The organism is Acidovorax sp. Leaf78 (genome assembly GCF_001422735.1).
Taxonomy (GTDB): domain Bacteria; phylum Pseudomonadota; class Gammaproteobacteria; order Burkholderiales; family Burkholderiaceae_C; genus Acidovorax.
In genome coordinates, this window is record NZ_LMLZ01000022.1 from 39,578 (window position 1) to 55,209 (window position 15,632).

General features: G+C 67.7%; 15 protein-coding genes. 3 read left to right on the forward strand and 12 right to left on the reverse strand.

The window, feature by feature from the left end; translation table 11 throughout:
* Nucleotides 1-3 precede the first annotated feature (3 nt).
* The 5 genes from ASF16_RS18785 to ASF16_RS18805 all read right to left on the reverse strand — a co-directional run bounded on the left by ASF16_RS18785 (nucleotide 4) and on the right by ASF16_RS18805 (nucleotide 4,722).
* On the reverse strand, nucleotides 4-942 hold the full coding sequence (locus tag ASF16_RS18785) for an amidohydrolase family protein (RefSeq protein ID WP_056170933.1): 939 nt from the start codon (nucleotides 940-942) through the stop codon (nucleotides 4-6).
* 31 nt (nucleotides 943-973) lie between these two features.
* Nucleotides 974-1,990: a tripartite tricarboxylate transporter substrate binding protein gene (locus ASF16_RS18790; RefSeq protein WP_056170935.1), complete on the reverse strand. Its 1,017-nt coding sequence runs from the start codon at nucleotides 1,988-1,990 to the stop codon at nucleotides 974-976.
* A 103-nt stretch (nucleotides 1,991-2,093) separates the two neighbouring features.
* Nucleotides 2,094-2,777, reverse strand: coding sequence for a 4-carboxy-4-hydroxy-2-oxoadipate aldolase/oxaloacetate decarboxylase (ligK, locus tag ASF16_RS18795; RefSeq protein ID WP_056170938.1), 684 nt, complete (start codon nucleotides 2,775-2,777; stop codon nucleotides 2,094-2,096).
* Nucleotides 2,778-2,939: 162 nt separating this feature from the next.
* Complete coding sequence (locus ASF16_RS18800) at nucleotides 2,940-3,974, reverse strand: amidohydrolase family protein (protein ID WP_056170941.1); 1,035 nt, start codon at nucleotides 3,972-3,974, stop codon at nucleotides 2,940-2,942.
* Between the two features lie 58 nt (nucleotides 3,975-4,032).
* Nucleotides 4,033-4,722 carry a substrate-binding domain-containing protein gene (locus ASF16_RS18805; RefSeq protein ID WP_200926937.1) on the reverse strand — a complete coding sequence of 230 codons (690 nt, stop codon included), beginning with the start codon at nucleotides 4,720-4,722 and terminating at the stop codon, nucleotides 4,033-4,035.
* Nucleotides 4,723-4,907: 185 nt separating this feature from the next.
* Here ASF16_RS18805 and ASF16_RS18810 point away from each other — a divergent pair, with 185 nt between their 5' ends.
* Nucleotides 4,908-5,828 (forward strand): LysR substrate-binding domain-containing protein, encoded by a 921-nt coding sequence (locus ASF16_RS18810; protein WP_056170950.1) that lies wholly within the window; start codon nucleotides 4,908-4,910, stop codon nucleotides 5,826-5,828.
* A 194-nt stretch (nucleotides 5,829-6,022) separates the two neighbouring features.
* Here the strand turns inward: ASF16_RS18810 and ASF16_RS18815 are convergent, their stop codons facing one another.
* From ASF16_RS18815 to ASF16_RS18845, 7 genes are all read right to left on the reverse strand, one after another.
* Nucleotides 6,023-7,003, reverse strand: coding sequence for a tripartite tricarboxylate transporter substrate binding protein (locus tag ASF16_RS18815; protein ID WP_056171678.1), 981 nt, complete (start codon nucleotides 7,001-7,003; stop codon nucleotides 6,023-6,025).
* Between the two features lie 19 nt (nucleotides 7,004-7,022).
* Entirely contained in the window at nucleotides 7,023-7,754 is a 732-nt protein-coding gene (locus ASF16_RS18820; protein ID WP_056170952.1) for an ABC transporter ATP-binding protein, read from the reverse strand.
* On the reverse strand, nucleotides 7,747-8,607 hold the full coding sequence (locus ASF16_RS18825; RefSeq protein ID WP_235507438.1) for an ABC transporter ATP-binding protein: 861 nt from the start codon (nucleotides 8,605-8,607) through the stop codon (nucleotides 7,747-7,749). The genes ASF16_RS18820 and ASF16_RS18825 overlap by 8 nt, the downstream gene beginning before the upstream one ends.
* Before the next feature lies 1 nt (nucleotide 8,608).
* Nucleotides 8,609-9,604, reverse strand: a complete 996-nt coding sequence (locus tag ASF16_RS18830) for a branched-chain amino acid ABC transporter permease (protein WP_056170954.1) — start codon at nucleotides 9,602-9,604, stop codon at nucleotides 8,609-8,611.
* Between the two features lies 1 nt (nucleotide 9,605).
* A complete protein-coding gene (locus ASF16_RS18835; protein WP_056170957.1) occupies nucleotides 9,606-10,478 on the reverse strand; it encodes a branched-chain amino acid ABC transporter permease in 873 nt (290 codons plus the stop codon).
* Nucleotides 10,479-10,872: 394 nt separating this feature from the next.
* Nucleotides 10,873-12,063 (reverse strand): ABC transporter substrate-binding protein, encoded by a 1,191-nt coding sequence (locus ASF16_RS18840; RefSeq protein WP_056170959.1) that lies wholly within the window; start codon nucleotides 12,061-12,063, stop codon nucleotides 10,873-10,875.
* 296 nt (nucleotides 12,064-12,359) lie between these two features.
* On the reverse strand, nucleotides 12,360-13,139 hold the full coding sequence (locus ASF16_RS18845) for a GntR family transcriptional regulator (protein ID WP_056170962.1): 780 nt from the start codon (nucleotides 13,137-13,139) through the stop codon (nucleotides 12,360-12,362).
* 279 nt (nucleotides 13,140-13,418) lie between these two features.
* Here ASF16_RS18845 and ASF16_RS18850 point away from each other — a divergent pair, with 279 nt between their 5' ends.
* Nucleotides 13,419-14,477, forward strand: coding sequence for an aromatic ring-hydroxylating dioxygenase subunit alpha (locus ASF16_RS18850; RefSeq protein ID WP_056170965.1), 1,059 nt, complete (start codon nucleotides 13,419-13,421; stop codon nucleotides 14,475-14,477).
* Nucleotides 14,474-15,439 (forward strand): PDR/VanB family oxidoreductase, encoded by a 966-nt coding sequence (locus ASF16_RS18855; protein WP_056170967.1) that lies wholly within the window; start codon nucleotides 14,474-14,476, stop codon nucleotides 15,437-15,439. The genes ASF16_RS18850 and ASF16_RS18855 overlap by 4 nt, the downstream gene beginning before the upstream one ends.
* Nucleotides 15,440-15,632 lie beyond the last annotated feature (193 nt).

The following is a 15,632-nucleotide window of genomic DNA, read 5'->3' on the forward strand; positions in this document are numbered from 1 at the left end:
CCTTCAGCCCTGGGCCAATTCGGGCCAGTACAGGCGCGTGGGATTGTCCACCAGCAGCTTCTTTTGCAGCTCGGCCGTGGGCGCGATGTGAGGGATGAAGTCCACCAGCAGGCCGTCGTCGGGCATGTGGTCCTTGAGGTTGGGGTGCGGCCAGTCGGTGCCCCAGAGCACGCGGTCGGGGAACTCCTCGACCACCTTGCGCGCAAACGGCACCACGTCCTGGTACGCGGCCTGCTCGCCGTTCAGTGCCTTGGGGCCGGCCACCGACAGGCGCTCGGGGCAGCTCACCTTGCTCCACACGTTGGGGTGCTCACGCATGAATTTCAGGAACAGCGCGAACTCGGGGCCATCCACCGGCTTGCTCACATCCGGGCGGCCCATGTGGTCCACCACCACCGTGGTGGGCAGCTGGGTGAAGAAGTCCCACAGCTCGGGCAGGTCCACCGCCTCGAAGTAGATCACCACGTGCCAGCCGAGCTTGTGGATGCGGCCGGCGATCTCCATCAGCTCGTCCTTGGGCGTGAAGTCCACCAGGCGCTTGACGAAGTTGAAGCGCACGCCCCGCACGCCGGCGTCGTGCAGCGCCTGCAGCTCGGCGTCCGAGATGCTGCGCTTGACCGTGGCCACGCCCTTGGCCTTGCCGCCGCTGGCCTGGAGCGCATCGACCATGGCGCGGTTGTCCGCGCCGTGGCAGGTGGCCTGCACCACCACGTTCTTGTCGAAGCCCAGGTGGTCGCGCAGCGCGAACAGCTGCGCCTTGGAGGCATCGCACGGCGTGTACTTGCGCTCGGGTGCGTAAGGAAATTCGGCGCCGGGGCCGAACACGTGGCAGTGCGCATCCACCGCGCCTGGGGGCAGCTGGAACCTTGGCTTGGTCGGGCCTGTGTACCAGTCGAGCCAGCCTGCGGTCTTCTCGAAAGGGCCGGAAGTGGGTTTGCTCATGATGGTGAAACTTTCACAAAGGTGGATGCCATCAGTCCAGAGACACATTGGCCTTCTTGATCACGTCGCCAAAGCGCTGGCTCTCGTCCTTCACGAACTGCGCGAACTGGGGGCGCGTGGTGGGGAACGACTCGTAGCCGAAGGTCTTGAACTTCTCGGCCACATCGGGGCCGGTCAGGGCCTGCTCGATGTCGCGCTTGATCTTGTCGGTGACGGCGGCAGGCAGGCCGGGCGGCACGGCGATGGCGTTCCAGCCGGTCACGGTGAAGTCCTTGGGGCCGCCCGCTTCGGCCACGGTAGGCACATCGGGGAACTCCGCCGAACGCTGGGGGCCGGCAAACGCCAGCAGGCGCAGCTTGCCCGCACGGTACAGCGGGCCGGCGGTGGCGGCGCTGCCCAGCGCAAAGTCGATGTCGCCGGTGGCGACCGAGGTGTACAGCTGCGTGGTCTCCTTGAAGATCACGTGCTCCATCTGCGTGCCGGTGGCGGACTCGAACAGCTCCGAGCCCAGGTGCACCGGGTTGCCCACGGACCACGAGCCGTAGTTGAGCTTGCCCGGGCGGGCCTTGGCGTCGGCCACGATGTCGCCCACGGTCTTGTACTTGCTGCCCGTGCCCACGGTGAAGAAGAAGTGGGTCTTGAACAGCGGCAGCAGCGTGTCGAAGTCCTTGGCCACGTCGTAGGGCAGTTTCTTGAACAGGCTGGGGTAGGCGGCCAGGTGCACGTTGTCCAGCACGATCAGATCATGCCCGTCCTTGGCGCCGCGCTTGAAGGCGTCGATGGCGATGAAGCCATTGCCGCCCGGGCGGTTTTCGACCACCACGGGCTGGTTCCAGATGCGGCCGAGCTTCTCGGCCACGATGCGCGCCACGCCGTCCGGGCCACCGCCCACGGGGAAGGGCGTGATGATGCGCACGGGCTTGGTGGGGAAGGTCTGTTGGGCGTGTGCACCATGGGATGCGAGGCCCAGGGTGGCAGCCAGGCCGAGCGAGGCCACGGACGCGAGGCCGATGCGGCGACGCAGGGGAGAGACGGTGCGGAGGGTCATGGGATGCAATGCAGGTGGAATGCTATAAATAAGATAGCTGCTTGCGCTTGATAGACAAGCGGTAGCGACCAAAAATGGCGTGATTCAGGGCTCAGTCGATGTGTCAGTCGATGTACTTGAGGCCCGCCTTCTCCAGGCCGGGGCGCATGTTGTACATGTCGAGGCCCAGCACGCCGCTCGCCAGCTTGGCGCGCTTCTCGCCTTCGAAGCTCTCGCGCTTTTGCGCGGCGGCCAGCGTCTCGACCGCACGCGCGGCGGGCACGCAGACCACGCCGTCGTCATCGGCCACGATCACGTCGCCCGGCGTGACGAGCGCACCGGCGCACACCACGGGAATGTTCACCGAACCCAGCGTGGCCTTGATCGTGCCCTTGCTGCTGATGGCGCGACTCCACACGGGGAAGCTCATCTCCTGCAGCGTCTTCACGTCGCGCACGCCGGCATCGATGATGAGCGCGCGCGCACCGCGCGACTGGAACGACGTGGCGAGCAGGTCGCCGAAGTAGCCGTCGGTGCACTCGGACGTGACCCCTGCCACCACCACGTCGCCGGGCTGGATCTGCTCGGCCGCGACGTGCAGCATCCAGTTGTCGCCCGGCTGCAGCAGCACGGTCACTGCCGTGCCGCTGATCTGCTGGCCGCCATAGATGGGGCGCATGTACGGCTTGAGCAGGCCGACGCGGCCCATGGCCTCGTGCACGGTGGCCGAGCCCAGGGCAGCCAGACCGTCGGCGGCCGCGCGGTCGGCGCGGGTGATGTTGCGGTAGACAACGCCTAGTTCGTACATGGTGGTCTCTCTTCGTTTGTGTGGGTGGTGTTGGAACTTTGAGCGCACGGCGTTCGATCACCCTCCACCGTTCGGGCTGAGCTTGTCGAAGCCTCAGCGCGGCGCTTCGACAGGCTCAGCGTGAACGGGCGGGGTGGGGGTTGATCTCAACCGACTGCGAGATCAAAGCCCCTTGGCCTTCAGGCGCGCATCCAGGCGCGGGAACACGCGGCGCACATTGCCTTCGTAGACCTGGTGCTTGTCGTCCGCGCTCAGGATCTTGCTGGCCTCGATGTAGCGCTTGGTGTCGTCGTAGTAGTTGCCGGTGGTGGGGTCGATGCCGCGCACCGCGCCGATCATCTCGCTGGCGAACAGCACGTTCTTCACCGGGATCACCGTGTTCAGCAAATCGATGCCGGGCTGGTGGTAGACGCAGGTGTCGAAGAACACGTTGTTCATCAGGTGGTCGTCCAGCAGCGGCTTCTTCATCTCCTGCGCCAGGCCGCGGAACCGGCCCCAGTGGTAAGGCACTGCGCCGCCGCCGTGCGGGATCAAGAACCTGAGCGTGGGGAAGTCCTTGAACAAATCGCCCTGGATCAGCTGCATGAAGGCCGTGGTGTCGGCGTTCAGGTAGTGCGCGCCCGTGGTGTGAAAGCACGCGTTGCAGCTGGTGCTCACATGGATCATGGCGGGCAGGTCGTACTCCACCATCTTCTCGTAGATGGGGTACCAGTGCTTGTCGGTCAGCGGTGGGCTGGTCCAGTGGCCGCCCGAGGGGTCGGGGTTCAGGTTGATGCCCACGGCGCCGTATTCATGCACGCACTTTTCCAGCTCGGGGATGCAGGTGGCGGGGTCCACGCCGGGGCTTTGCGGCAGCATGGCCACGGGCACGAAATGGTCGGGGAACAGCGTGGAGACGCGATAGCACAGCTCATTGCAGATGGCGGCCCAGGTGCTGGACACCTCGAAGTCGCCGATGTGGTGGGCCATGAAGCTCGCGCGCGGGCTGAACAGCGTGATGTCGCTGCCGCGCTCTTTCATCAGCTTGAGCTGGTTGGTCTCGATGGACTCGCGCAGTTCGTCGTCGCTGATGGTCAGGTCTGCCACCTTGGGCATCTGGGCGGGGTCCTTGATGCCGGCGATCTGCGCGTTGCGCCAGTTCTCCAGCGCCTTGGGGGCCGTGGTGTAGTGGCCGTGGCAGTCGATGATGAGGCTCATGGGGTGGTGCTCCTGAAAGATGTTCTTGTCGAAGTGCTTGTGCTGTGGCGCAGGCCGGTCACGCGGGGCTCATGCCCTGCCTATGCTTGGCGTCCGCGGCTTGCGGCGACGCCATGTAGGCCAGCAGTTCGCGGGCGGCATCGGCCTGCTGCGACAACGCGCCGATGCCGGCGGAGAACGTGGTCGTGATCTGGATGGCGGGCGGCAGCGGCCCGACGATGGCGATGCCCTGCACGTGCAGCAGCTCGCTCAATTGCTGAAAACCCAGCTCCACCTCGCCCTTGGCCACCAGCGAGCCCACGGGCACGCCGGGCGGTGCCTGCACCATGCGGCCGGCGATCTCGCCGGCGATGCCCCAGCGTTCGAACAGCTTTGCCAGCGCCACGCCGCTCGGGCCGGTGGAGTAGCTGATGCTGCGCGCGGCCAGCACGGCCTGGCGCACGGCGTCTTCGGAGCCGATGTCCGGCTGCGGCGCACCGGCGGGCACGGCCACCGCCACGCCCGAATGCACCAGGTCCACCACGCTGCCGGGCACGATGCAGCCCGCGGCCAGCAGCTTGGCGATGGCGTCGGCCGCGAGCACCACCACATCGAAGGACTCGCCGGCCATCACGCGCTGGGCGGCGTCCACACCGCCCACGGCCTCGATGCTGGCGCGGTGGCCCGTGGCCTGCTCGAAGCCCGCAGTCAGCTCGGCCAGCACCTGGCGGGTGGCCATGGACGAGATTCCGCGAAGGTGTTGGGACATGGTGGCGTGAAGATGGAAGGCAGACAAAAGAGCGAGGGCGCCCTGCCCGCACGGGGCCTTGGAGCGCTGTCTAGGCCGGATTCTGGGCGAAGCCGAGCTATACAAAAAGTAGCTGCACCGTCTAGCAGGTATATCATTTACCGATAGGAAACACTTTTGCCGAACACCCGCTTCGCGCCTCTCCGATGGACCTCAAGCAGCTGGAATACTTTGTGCGCGTGGCCGAGCTGGGCAGCTTCACCCGCGCGGCCGCCGCGCTGGACGTGGCGCAGTCGGCGCTGAGCCGCCAGATCCGCCTGCTGGAGGTGGAGCTGCGTCAGAACCTGCTGGTGCGCAATGGCCGGGGCGCCACGCCCACCGAAGCGGGCAAGCTGCTGGTGGAGCACGGGCGCGGCATCCTGCACCAGATGGCGCGGGCGCGGGAGGACATGGACCGCATGCGCGGCGGGCTGTCGGGCCGCGTGGCCATCGGCCTGCCCAACAGCGTGGCGCGGGTGATGACGGTGCCGCTGACCCGCGCCTTCCGCCAGGAGCTGCCCGAGGCGCGCCTGTCCATCAGCGAGGGGCTGTCGGGCGCGATTCTGGAAGGCCTGGTCAGCGGGCGCCTGGACATCGTGGTGCTCTACAACGCCCAGCCCTCGCGCGATATCGATGTGGCGCACCTCATCGACGAAGACCTGGTGCTGGTGCGCGTGCGCCCGCCCGGCCTGGCCGAAGACCCGCCGCCCGGCCCCATCCCGCTGGCCGAGGTGGCGCGGCTGCCGCTGATCATCCCGTCGCGGCCCAACGCGATCCGCATGCATGTGGAATCGGAGATGGCCAACATCGGCTGCCGGCCCGAGGTGGCGCTGGAGATCGACGGTGTCTCCGCCATCCTGGACCTGGTGGCCGACGGCGCGGGCTGCGCTATCCTCTCGCGCAACGCGCTGCTCAACTCGCCCCGGCCGTCGGCCTACACGGCCCAGGTCATCGGCACGCCGGGCAAGCCGCCGCTGCGCATCGCGCTGTCGCTGGCGACCAGCCTGCAACGGCCGGCCACGCAGGTGCAGAAAGCGGCGCTGGAGCTGATCCAGCGCACGGTGCCGCTGGTGTTCGAGCACCCGTGAACGTCGCCGGGTATCACGCTGCTTATGGAAGTAGAAAAACGGTTCACCTCCTACCGTTCACGCTGAGCCTGTCGAAGCGCGGCACCAGGCTTCGACAAGCTCAGCCCGAACGGCAAGGGGTGCGGTAAAGGGGTGCGGTACGGGGGCAGTCAGCCCGACCGGTATCGGGCCGGCTGATTGAACGCGAACCCTGCCTACTGCCGCGCGATCTTGGCCCGCGTGATCACATCGCCCCAGCGCCGCACATCGGCCGCCAGGTGTTCGGCGGCCTGCGCGGGCGTGCTGCCCTGGGCCTGCAGGTTCAGCTCCAGCAGGCGCTTTTTCACGTCGGGCTGGGCCAGGGCCGATTGCACCTCGCGCGACAGGCGCTCCACCACGGCGGGCGGGGTGCGTGCGGGCACGGCCAGGCCGTTCCAGGACGTGACGTTGAAGCCGGCCAGGGGGCCACCGCTCTCGCGCACCGTGGGAACCTCGGGCAGCTGTGGCGCGCGCTGGGCGCCCAGCACCGCCAGCGGGCGCAAGGCCCTGGAGCCGATCTGCGGCATCAGCCCGCCGAGGATGTCCACCATGGCGTCGATCTCGCCGCCGCGCAGTGCGGTGATGACCGGCGGCGTGCCGTTGAAGGGCACCACCTGGGCGTCGATGCCGGCGGTCACCTTGAAGAGTTCGGCCGCCAGGTTCTGCGTGGTGCCGATCTGCGGCGTGCCGATGTTGAGCTTGCCCGGGTTCGCGCGGCCATAGGCCAGCAGCTCTGCCAGGGTGCCGAAGCGCCCGCCTTCGCGCACGACGATGGCCAGGTCGAACGTGGCCAGCAGCGACACCGGCACGAAGTCCTTCAGCGTGTCGAACGGCAGCGTATTGAACAGCGCGGCGCTCACCGCGGTGCCGCTGCTGATGAGCAGCAGCGTATGCCCGTCGGGCTCGGCGCGTGCGACCTGCTCGCCGGCCACCACGCCGCCCGCGCTGGGCTTGTTCTCGATCACCACGCTCTGCCCCAGCGGGCCCGCGATCTTCTGGCCCACCGTGCGCGCGGTGATGTCGGCCGCGCCGCCCGCCGCATTGGGCACCACGATGCGGATCGGGCGCGAGGGGAACGCTGGCTGCGCGTAGGCGGCGGCGGCGCCCCACGCTGCGGCCAGGGCCAGGAAGTTTCTGCGATGGATGGTGAGGTTCATGCGCATGCCTTGGCCCCTGTCAGCGTGACACGCCCAGCAGGCGGTCCAGCAGCGCGGGCTGCGCGCTCAGCTCTGCTGCCGTGCCCGCATGCACCACCGTGCCCCGGTCCAGCACGGCGGCCTGGTCCGAGATGGCCAGGATGGCCTGCGGGTGCTGCTCCACGATGATGGCCGACAGGCCTTCTTCGCGCGTGATGCGGCGGATGGCGCGCAGCAGCTCTTCCACGATGATGGGCGCGAGCCCTTCGAGCGGCTCGTCCAGCAGCAAGAGGCGCGGGTTGAGCACCAGCGCGCGGCCCACGGCCAGCATCTGCTGCTCGCCGCCCGACAGCTGCGTGCCCAGGTTGGTCTTGCGTTCTGCCAGGCGCGGGAACATTTCGTACACCCGCTCGGGCGTCCAGGGGCGCGAGGTGGAGCCCTTGCGCCCGGGGCGCGCCACGGCCGTGAGGTTCTCGTGCACGGTGAGCGACTTGAAGATGTTGCGCTCCTGCGGCACCCAGCCAATGCCCGCGGCGGCGCGCTCGTGCGATGGCAGCTTGTGCAGCGCCGCACCGCCGAGCATCACCGTGCCGCCGTGCTGGCGCGTGGCGCCTGCCAGCGTGTTGATGAGCGTGGTCTTGCCCGTGCCGTTGCGGCCCAGCAGGGCCAGGGTGTCGCCTTCGGCCAGCGACAGTGAGATGCCTTGCAGCACCACGGCTTCGCCGTAGCCCGCGCTAAGGCCTTCGATACGCAGCAGTTCGTTCTTAGACATGAAGACCTCCTGCCCCCACGCTCCCCGCTGCGCGTGGTTCGCTGCCCCCCAAGGGGGCCCTCGCGCCTTGGGGCGGCCCGGCGTCGCTCGATCCCTCCCCATGCCCCAGATACACCGCCTTCACCTGCGGGTCGTTGGCAATCGTGTCTGGGTCGCCCTCGGTCAGCACCGTGCCGTTGACCAGCACCGTCATGCGGTTGGCAAAGCTGAAAACCAGGTCCATGTCGTGTTCGATCAACAGCACCGAGACATCGGCGGGCAGTGCCGCCACGGTTTGCAAAAGTTCTTCGCGCTCGCCCGCGGGCACGCCGGCCACGGGCTCGTCGAGCAGCAGCACGCGCGGCTCGCAGGCCAGGGCGATGGCGATCTCCAGCAGGCGGCGCTTGCCGTAGGCCAGCACCCGCGTCTCCTCGGCCATCACCGAGGTCAGGTGGAACTGCTCGAGCAGCTGCTCGCAGCGCTCGGTGACGGCGCGGCGCGCACCCAGCGGCTGCCACCACTTGCCGCCCAGGCCCTGGTGCTGCGACACGGTGAGCGCCAAGGTCTCCAGCGGCGTGAGGCTGTCGAACAGCTGGTTGATCTGGAACGTGCGCACCATGCCGCGCGCCACGCGCTGGTGCGGCGCCAGGCGCGAGATGTCCTGGCCTTCGAGCACGATGGCGCCTTCGGTGGGCTCCAGCACGCCGGTCAGCAGGTTGATCAGCGTGGTCTTGCCCGCGCCATTGGGGCCGATGAGCGCGTGGCGTGCGCCCTTTTTCAAGTCCAGCGTGACGTTGTTGGTGGCGGTGATGCCGCCGAAGCGCTTGACCAGGCCCTGCGCCGACAGCACGGTGGTGGAGGTTGTCGTGTTCATATCAATGGCCTCCCGCGCTGGAGCTGGCACCGGGCTTGCGCCCGGCCCCGAACCAGGTCCAGGGGCGGAACAGGCGGTCGCGCCCGACCAGCACCAGCACCACCAGGAACAGGCCGATCCAGAACGTCCAGTACTGCGGCGTGACAGACGAGATCACGTCCTGCAGCAGCTTGAAGCCCACGGCGCCCAGGATGCCGCCGTAGAGCCAGCCCACGCCGCCGATCACCAGGATCAGCATCACGTCCGCCGAGCGGTGAAACTCGAACAGGTCGAGCGATGCAAAGCCCGTGGTCTGCGTGAGCAGCGCGCCCGCAGCGCCTGCCAGCGCGGCCGCCAGCGTGTACACCTGCGCCAGCTTGGCCGTGACGGGGATGCCGATGGCCATGGCGCGCAGCCGGTTGTCGCGGATGGCCTTGAGCGTGGCGCCGAACGGCGACTGCACGATGCGCCGCGCTATGAGGAAGAACACCAGCAGCACCGTGAGCGAATACCACGCCGCCGTGCGGCCATACAGGTCGAACTCGAACTGGCCCAGCACCGGGCCCATCACCACGCCCTGCAGGCCGTCGGCGCCGCCCGTCAGCCAGTCGAGCTTGTTGGCCAGCTCCAGCATGATCAGGCCCACGCCCAGCGTGACCATGAGCCGCGTGAGGTCGGTGCCGCGCATGATGGTGAGCGACGCCACCGCCCCCAGCACCGTGCCCGCCGCAACGCCCACCGCCAGCCCCACCAGCGGGTCGGGCATCACGTGCTTGGCGAACAGCGCCGCCGCGTAGCCGCCCATGCCAAAGAAGGCCGCGTGGCCCAGCGACACGATGCCGGTGTAGCCCAGGATCAGGTCCAGCGAGATCGCGAACAGCGCCACGATGGCGATCTCGTTGATGATGAGCGCGTGGCTGGGCAGGGCCAGCGGCGCGACGAAGGCCAGGATCCAGAAGATGGGTTCCCACCAGCGAAAGCGCCGGGCCTTCAAGAGGATGGAGGTCTGAGCGTTCATCTCATTTCCCTCCTTTACGAACGAAGAGGCCTTGCGGGCGCCAGATGAGGATCACGATCATGAGGCTGTACACGATGAAGGCGCCCAGCTTGGGGATGTAGTACTTGCCCGCCACGTCGGCAATGCCCAGCAGCAGCGCGGCCAGCAGCGGTCCGGTGATGGACGAGGTGCCGCCCACCGCCACGACGATCAGGAAATAGATCATGAACTTGAGCGGAAAGCTCGGGTCCAGGCCCAGCACCTCGGCCCCCAGCGCACCGCCCAGCCCCGCCAGGCCCGAGCCGAACGCGAAGGTGGACAGGAACACGATGTTCACGTTGATGCCCATGCCCGCGGCCACGCGCTGGTCGTCCACCGACGCGCGCAGGCGGCTGCCGAAGCGCGTCTTGGTCAGCACGTACTGCAGCCCCACCGTGAGCGCCGCGCACACCGCGATGATGAACAGCCGGTAGTGCCCCATGCCCAGCATGAACGCGCCGCTGCCGATCTCGGTGCGGCCCTTGAGCCATTCGGGCAGCTGCATGATCTGCTGCGTGGAGCCCACGAAGTAGTCCACGCTGGCCACGGCCATGAAGACCAGCCCGATGGAGAACAGCACCTGGTCCAGATGCGCCTTGTTGTAGAGCGGCCGGTACAGCGTGCGCTCCAGCACCGCCCCCAGCAAGGCCGTGCCCACAAACGCGATGGGCAGGCACACCAGAAACGGCACACCCAGCCGCTGCATCAGCAGCACCGTGATGTACCCCCCCGCCATGGCAAAGGCCCCGTGCGCCAGGTTGATGAAGTTCATCAACCCCATGGTCACGGCCAGGCCCACTGCCAGGATGAACAGCAGCATGCCGTAGGCAACGCCGTCGAAAAGAATGGTCAGCATGAAATCACTTCAATGAAGACGAACAAGAGTCATGGGTCCGTGCGTGGCGCCCTGGCTTCGACAGGCTCAGCCCGAACGGGTGGTGCCTCTCCAAAAGCTCAGCCTGAACAACAGCGCCCCGGTTTCGACAAGCTCAGCCTGAACGGTAGTGCCCTGGCTTCCGCTGCCTCAGCCTGAACGGTGGTGCCCTGGCTTCGACAGGCTCAGCCCGAACGGGTGGAGGAAGGAGAGCCATCGCCACCAAAACTGCCGTGCCCAAAAGAACCACGGAGAAACGCCCCCGCCCGCAACAACCGGCGCGCCCCCAGGCCAGTGCCACCGTGGAACTGGCTCTGCCAGGCCACGGGTGGCGTCCCCCTCCGGGGGAAGCCGCGCAGCGGCTCAGGGGGGCTTCTTATTTTGTCTTGCCGGGATCTTTGACATCCTTGATCACATCGAACTCCACGTTGTACAGCTGCCCGTTCACACGCTCCACCTTGCGCAGGTACACGTTCTGCACGATGTCGCGCGTTTGCGCGTCGATGAACACCGGGCCGCGCGGGCTTTCGAACACCTGGCCTTTCATCGCGGCCAGCAGTGCGTCGCCGCCGCCCGCGCCCTTGGTGGTGCGCAGCGCTTCGTAGATCACGCGCATGCCGTCGTAGCCGCCCACAGCCATGAAGTTGGGGCGCAGGCCCTTGTTGGCCTTCTCGAACGCGTCGACGAACTTCTTGTTCAGCGGCGAGGGGTGCGCGGCCGAGTAGTGGTGCGAGGTGACCACGCCCAGAGCGCCGTCACCCATGTCGTTGAGCTGGTCGTCATCGGTCACGTCGCCGGTGGCAATCAACTTGATACCGGCCTTGTCCAGGCCGCGCTCCAGAAACTGCTTCATCACCGCAGCGCCCGCGCCCGAGGGCACGAAGACGAACAGCGCGTCGGGCTTGCCGTCGCGCACCTTCTGCAAGAACGGGGCGAAGTCGGGGTTGCGCAGCGGCACGCGCAGGGCCTCGGTCACCTGGCCGCCGTTGAAGGTCAGGCGCTGGTTGAAATACTTTTCGGCGTCGATGCCGGGGCCGTAGTCGCTGACCAGGGTCACGACCTTCTTGATGCCATTCTTGGGCGCCCAGTCGGCCAGGGCCACCGACACCTGGGGCAGCGTGAAGCTGCTGCGCACCACATAGGGCGATGCCTCGGTGATGCTGGACGTGGCCGCGGCCATCACCACCAGCGGGGTCTTGGACTGCGTGGCCAGCGGCGCAGTCGCCATGGCCGACGGCGTGATGCCCATGCCGGCGAGCACGTTGACCTTCTCGTTCACCACCAGTTCCTGCGCCAGGCGGCGCGTCACGTCGGGCAGGCTGGTGTCGTCCTTGATGATGAGCTGCACCTTCTTGCCGGCCACGGTGTCGCCGTTCTGCGCCATGTAGAGCTTGGCGGCCGCTTCGATCTGGCGACCGGTGGTGGCCTGCTGGCCCGTCATGGGCAGGATGAGGCCGATCTTGAAGACGTTGCTGTCTTGCGCTGCGGCGGGCAGTGCGGCCAGGCCGCTGGTCAGCACCAGGGCCGCAGCGGCGCTAGCGCGAAGAAGATGGCGTTTGGTGGGCATCGATGTCTCCTGGGGATGTCGTTGTATACAGAACAATGCTGGCCGCAGTGTGAATCGCGGTGGGGACTTCGACAAGCGGGCTTTCCCACTTTTAGATATCTCAGAACGGGATATCACCCCCTGAGTCGCCTGCGGCGCCTTCCCCCTCTCTCGCGCTGCGCGTGGGAGGGGGACGCAGCCAGCGGCCTGGCGAAGCCAGTTCCGCGGCTACCTAGCGGAGGCCGCGCGCTCTTCCACCGCCCCGCCCGGCATCCGCCGACAGCGACCCGCGCAGAAGCCGTTTTTTTGGCTGCAGATCACCCACGTTCACGAATGAGCCCGACACCCGGCAAGCCCTGCACCTGGGAAGCTTGCACGGCAGCCAGCAGGTTGCGCCGCGTGATGCGGGAGTGTTCGCGCAGGATGGCTTCGGCCCGGGCGCCCTCGCGGCGCTCGATGGCGTCGAGGGCCTGGCGGTGCTGGTCTTGCGCCACGATGAGCATGTCGCGCGCTTCATGGGAATGGGTCTGCACCACGACGAAGGCCGAGGGGGATGCGAACGGCAGGCCCTTCACCCGGTCCAGCTCGCGCGCGATCACGTCGCTGCCCACCATGCGGCTGAGCAGCAGGTGAAAGCGCGCGTTCAGCTCCACGTAGCGCGAGAAGCCCTCGTCGTCCAGCGTGCGGGGTGCGAGGGCAGTGTCGATGGCGTCCAGGCAGGCGTGGGCTTCGGCCATCAGCGCGGCCTCCACGCCGCGCTCGGCCGCCAGGCGCGCGGCCAGCCCTTCCATGGTGCCGCGCAGCTCGATGGCGTCGGCCACGTCGGTCTCTGAAAACGTGCGCACCGCGTAGCCGCCGCCGGGCAGGCGGTGCAGCAGCCCCTCCTGCTCCAGCCGCATCAGCGCGGCGCGGATGGGGGTGCGTGAGACGCCCAACTTTTCCACCAGCGTCAGCTCGGCAATGCGAGCCCCCCCGGGCAGCTCGCCCGCCAGGATCATCTCGCGCAGGCGCAGCTGCGCCTTGACGGCCTGCGAGGTGGCGGCGTCGCCAGCGGGCGCTGAAAGGGTTGCGATCTGCGGATCGTCGGTCAGGTGCATGGCTGGCGGGACGGGTGGACGGAGGGAGGACGGCAGCCTGGCTGGGCCGCAACGAGCCCCGAATGTATACACAAACCCGCGTCGAATCCAGGTGTCGCAGATGCAATCCGATTTAAAACAACGACTTACAAGCTATACCGGCGTGCGATAGCTGGTTTTCAGTATTTTTATGTATACAGCGCCACGCTCCTTTCGCACAATCCGCTGTATCCCAGTGCGCGGCTTTCCGGGCGCGTACTGGCCCCACGAACAAGCCATCGACACCCACGAGACAACACTATGTATCCCAAAAACGCCTGGTACGTTGCCTGCACCCCCGACGAGATCGCCGACAAACCCCTGGGCCGCATGGTCTGCGGCGAGAAGATCGTGTTCTACCGCCCCGCCCCTGACAAGGTGGCTGCGCTGGAGGACTTCTGCCCGCACCGGGGCGCACCGCTGTCGCTGGGCACGGTGTGCGAGGGCGAGCTGATGTGCGGCTACCACGGCCTGCGCGTGGGCTGCGACGGCAAGGCGGTATCCATGCCCGGCCAGCGCGTGCAGGGCTTTCCGCGCACGCGCAGCTTTCCGGTGGAAGAGCGCTACGGCTTCATCTGGGTGTGGACGGGCGATGCCGCCTTGGCCGACCCCGCCCAGATCCACCACCTGCCCTGGGCCGAGAGCGACGAATGGGCCTACGGCGGCGGGCTGTACCACATCGCCTGCGACTACCGCCTGATGATCGACAACCTGATGGACCTCACGCACGAGACGTATGTGCACGCCACCAGCATCGGCCAGAAAGAGATCGACGAGGTGCCCTGCAAGACCCGGGTGGAGGGCGACGAGGTCATCACCAGCCGCTTCATGGAAGGCATCCAGGCGCCGCCGTTCTGGCAGATGGCGCTGCGCATGAACGGCCTGCCCGACGACCAGCCGGTGGACCGCTGGCAGATCTGCCACTTCTCGCCACCGAGCCATGTGCTCATCGAGGTGGGCGTGGCGCTGGCCGGCCACGGCGGCTACGACGCGCCTGCGGACAAGAAGGCATCGAGCATCGTGGTGGACTTCATCACGCCCGAGACCGACACCTCCATCCACTACTTCTGGGGCATGGCCCGCAACTTCAAGCCGCAGGACGCGGAGCTCACCGCCAAGATCCGCGAAGGCCAGGGCGGCATCTTCGCCGAGGACCAGGAGATGCTGGAAAAGCAGCAGCACAACCTGCTGCGCTACCCCGATCGCAAGCTCTTGATGCTCAACATCGATGCCGGCGGCGTGCAGTCGCGCAAGGTGCTGGACCGCGTGATCGCCGCCGAGCGCGCGCCCGCAGCCCCGCAGCCGGTGGTGGCCGCATGACCGCGCAGGAGACCTTCCAGGTCCGCGTCGCCAAGAAGACCGCCGAGGCCGAGGGCATCGCCAGCTTCGAGCTCGCGCGGCTCGACGGCCAGCCGCTGCCGCCGTTCAGCGCGGGCTCGCACATCGACGTGCATGTGCCCGGCGGCACGGTGCGCCAGTACTCGCTGTGCAATGCGTCGCACGAGCAGCACCGCTACCGCATCGCCGTGCTGCGCGACCCCGCCTCCCGCGGCGGGTCGGTGGGCATGCACGACCGCGTGAACGAAGGCGACGTGATCACCATCAGCACGCCGCGCAACCACTTTGCGCTGCACCCCGCGCAGCACACGCTGCTGCTCGCGGGCGGCATCGGCGTGACGCCACTGCTGTGCATGGCCGACCGCCTGGCGCGCACCGGCGCGGGCTTTGCGCTGCACTACTGCACGCGCTCGGCCGAGCGCACCGCGTTTGCCGGCGAGATCACCGCCTCGCCCATGGCACCGCACGTGCACTTTCACTTCGATGCAGGGGCGCCCAAGCAAAAGCTCGACCTGGCGTCCGTGCTGGCAGCGCCGGGAGACGACAAGCGGGTGTATGTGTGCGGCCCGGCGGGCTTCATCGACCATGTGGTGGCCACTGCGCAGGCCATGGGCTGGGCGCAGGACCGCATCCACCTGGAGTACTTTGCCGCGCCCGCGCAGGACACGTCGGGTGATGAGGGCTTCGAGGTGCGCATCGCGAGCACCGGCAAGACCTATGCGATTGCGCCGGATGTGTCGATCGTGGAAGCGCTGCGCGGCCAGGGCATCGACATCATGACGTCGTGCGAGCAGGGCGTGTGCGGCACCTGCATCACCCGCGTGCTGGAGGGCGAGGTGGACCACCGCGACATGTACTTGACCGATGAAGAGAAGGCGAGCAACGAGCAGTTCATGCCCTGCTGCTCGCGTGCACGCAGCAAGCTGCTGGTGCTGGATTTGTGAGCGCTGCGGCGGCGATGGCCGCAGGCTGATGGGAATACGCCGGCGCCATGCCGCACGGCGCGGGGTGGCTGTGTGCCGAGCTGCGCCGCGCGCCAGCCCCAGCCAGCGAAGGCGCGCCCGCGCAATGCAGGCGCCGCCTTCGGTTGCTATCGTTCACATAGCAACAAAATGATGAACGGAGAGCGGTAGCGGG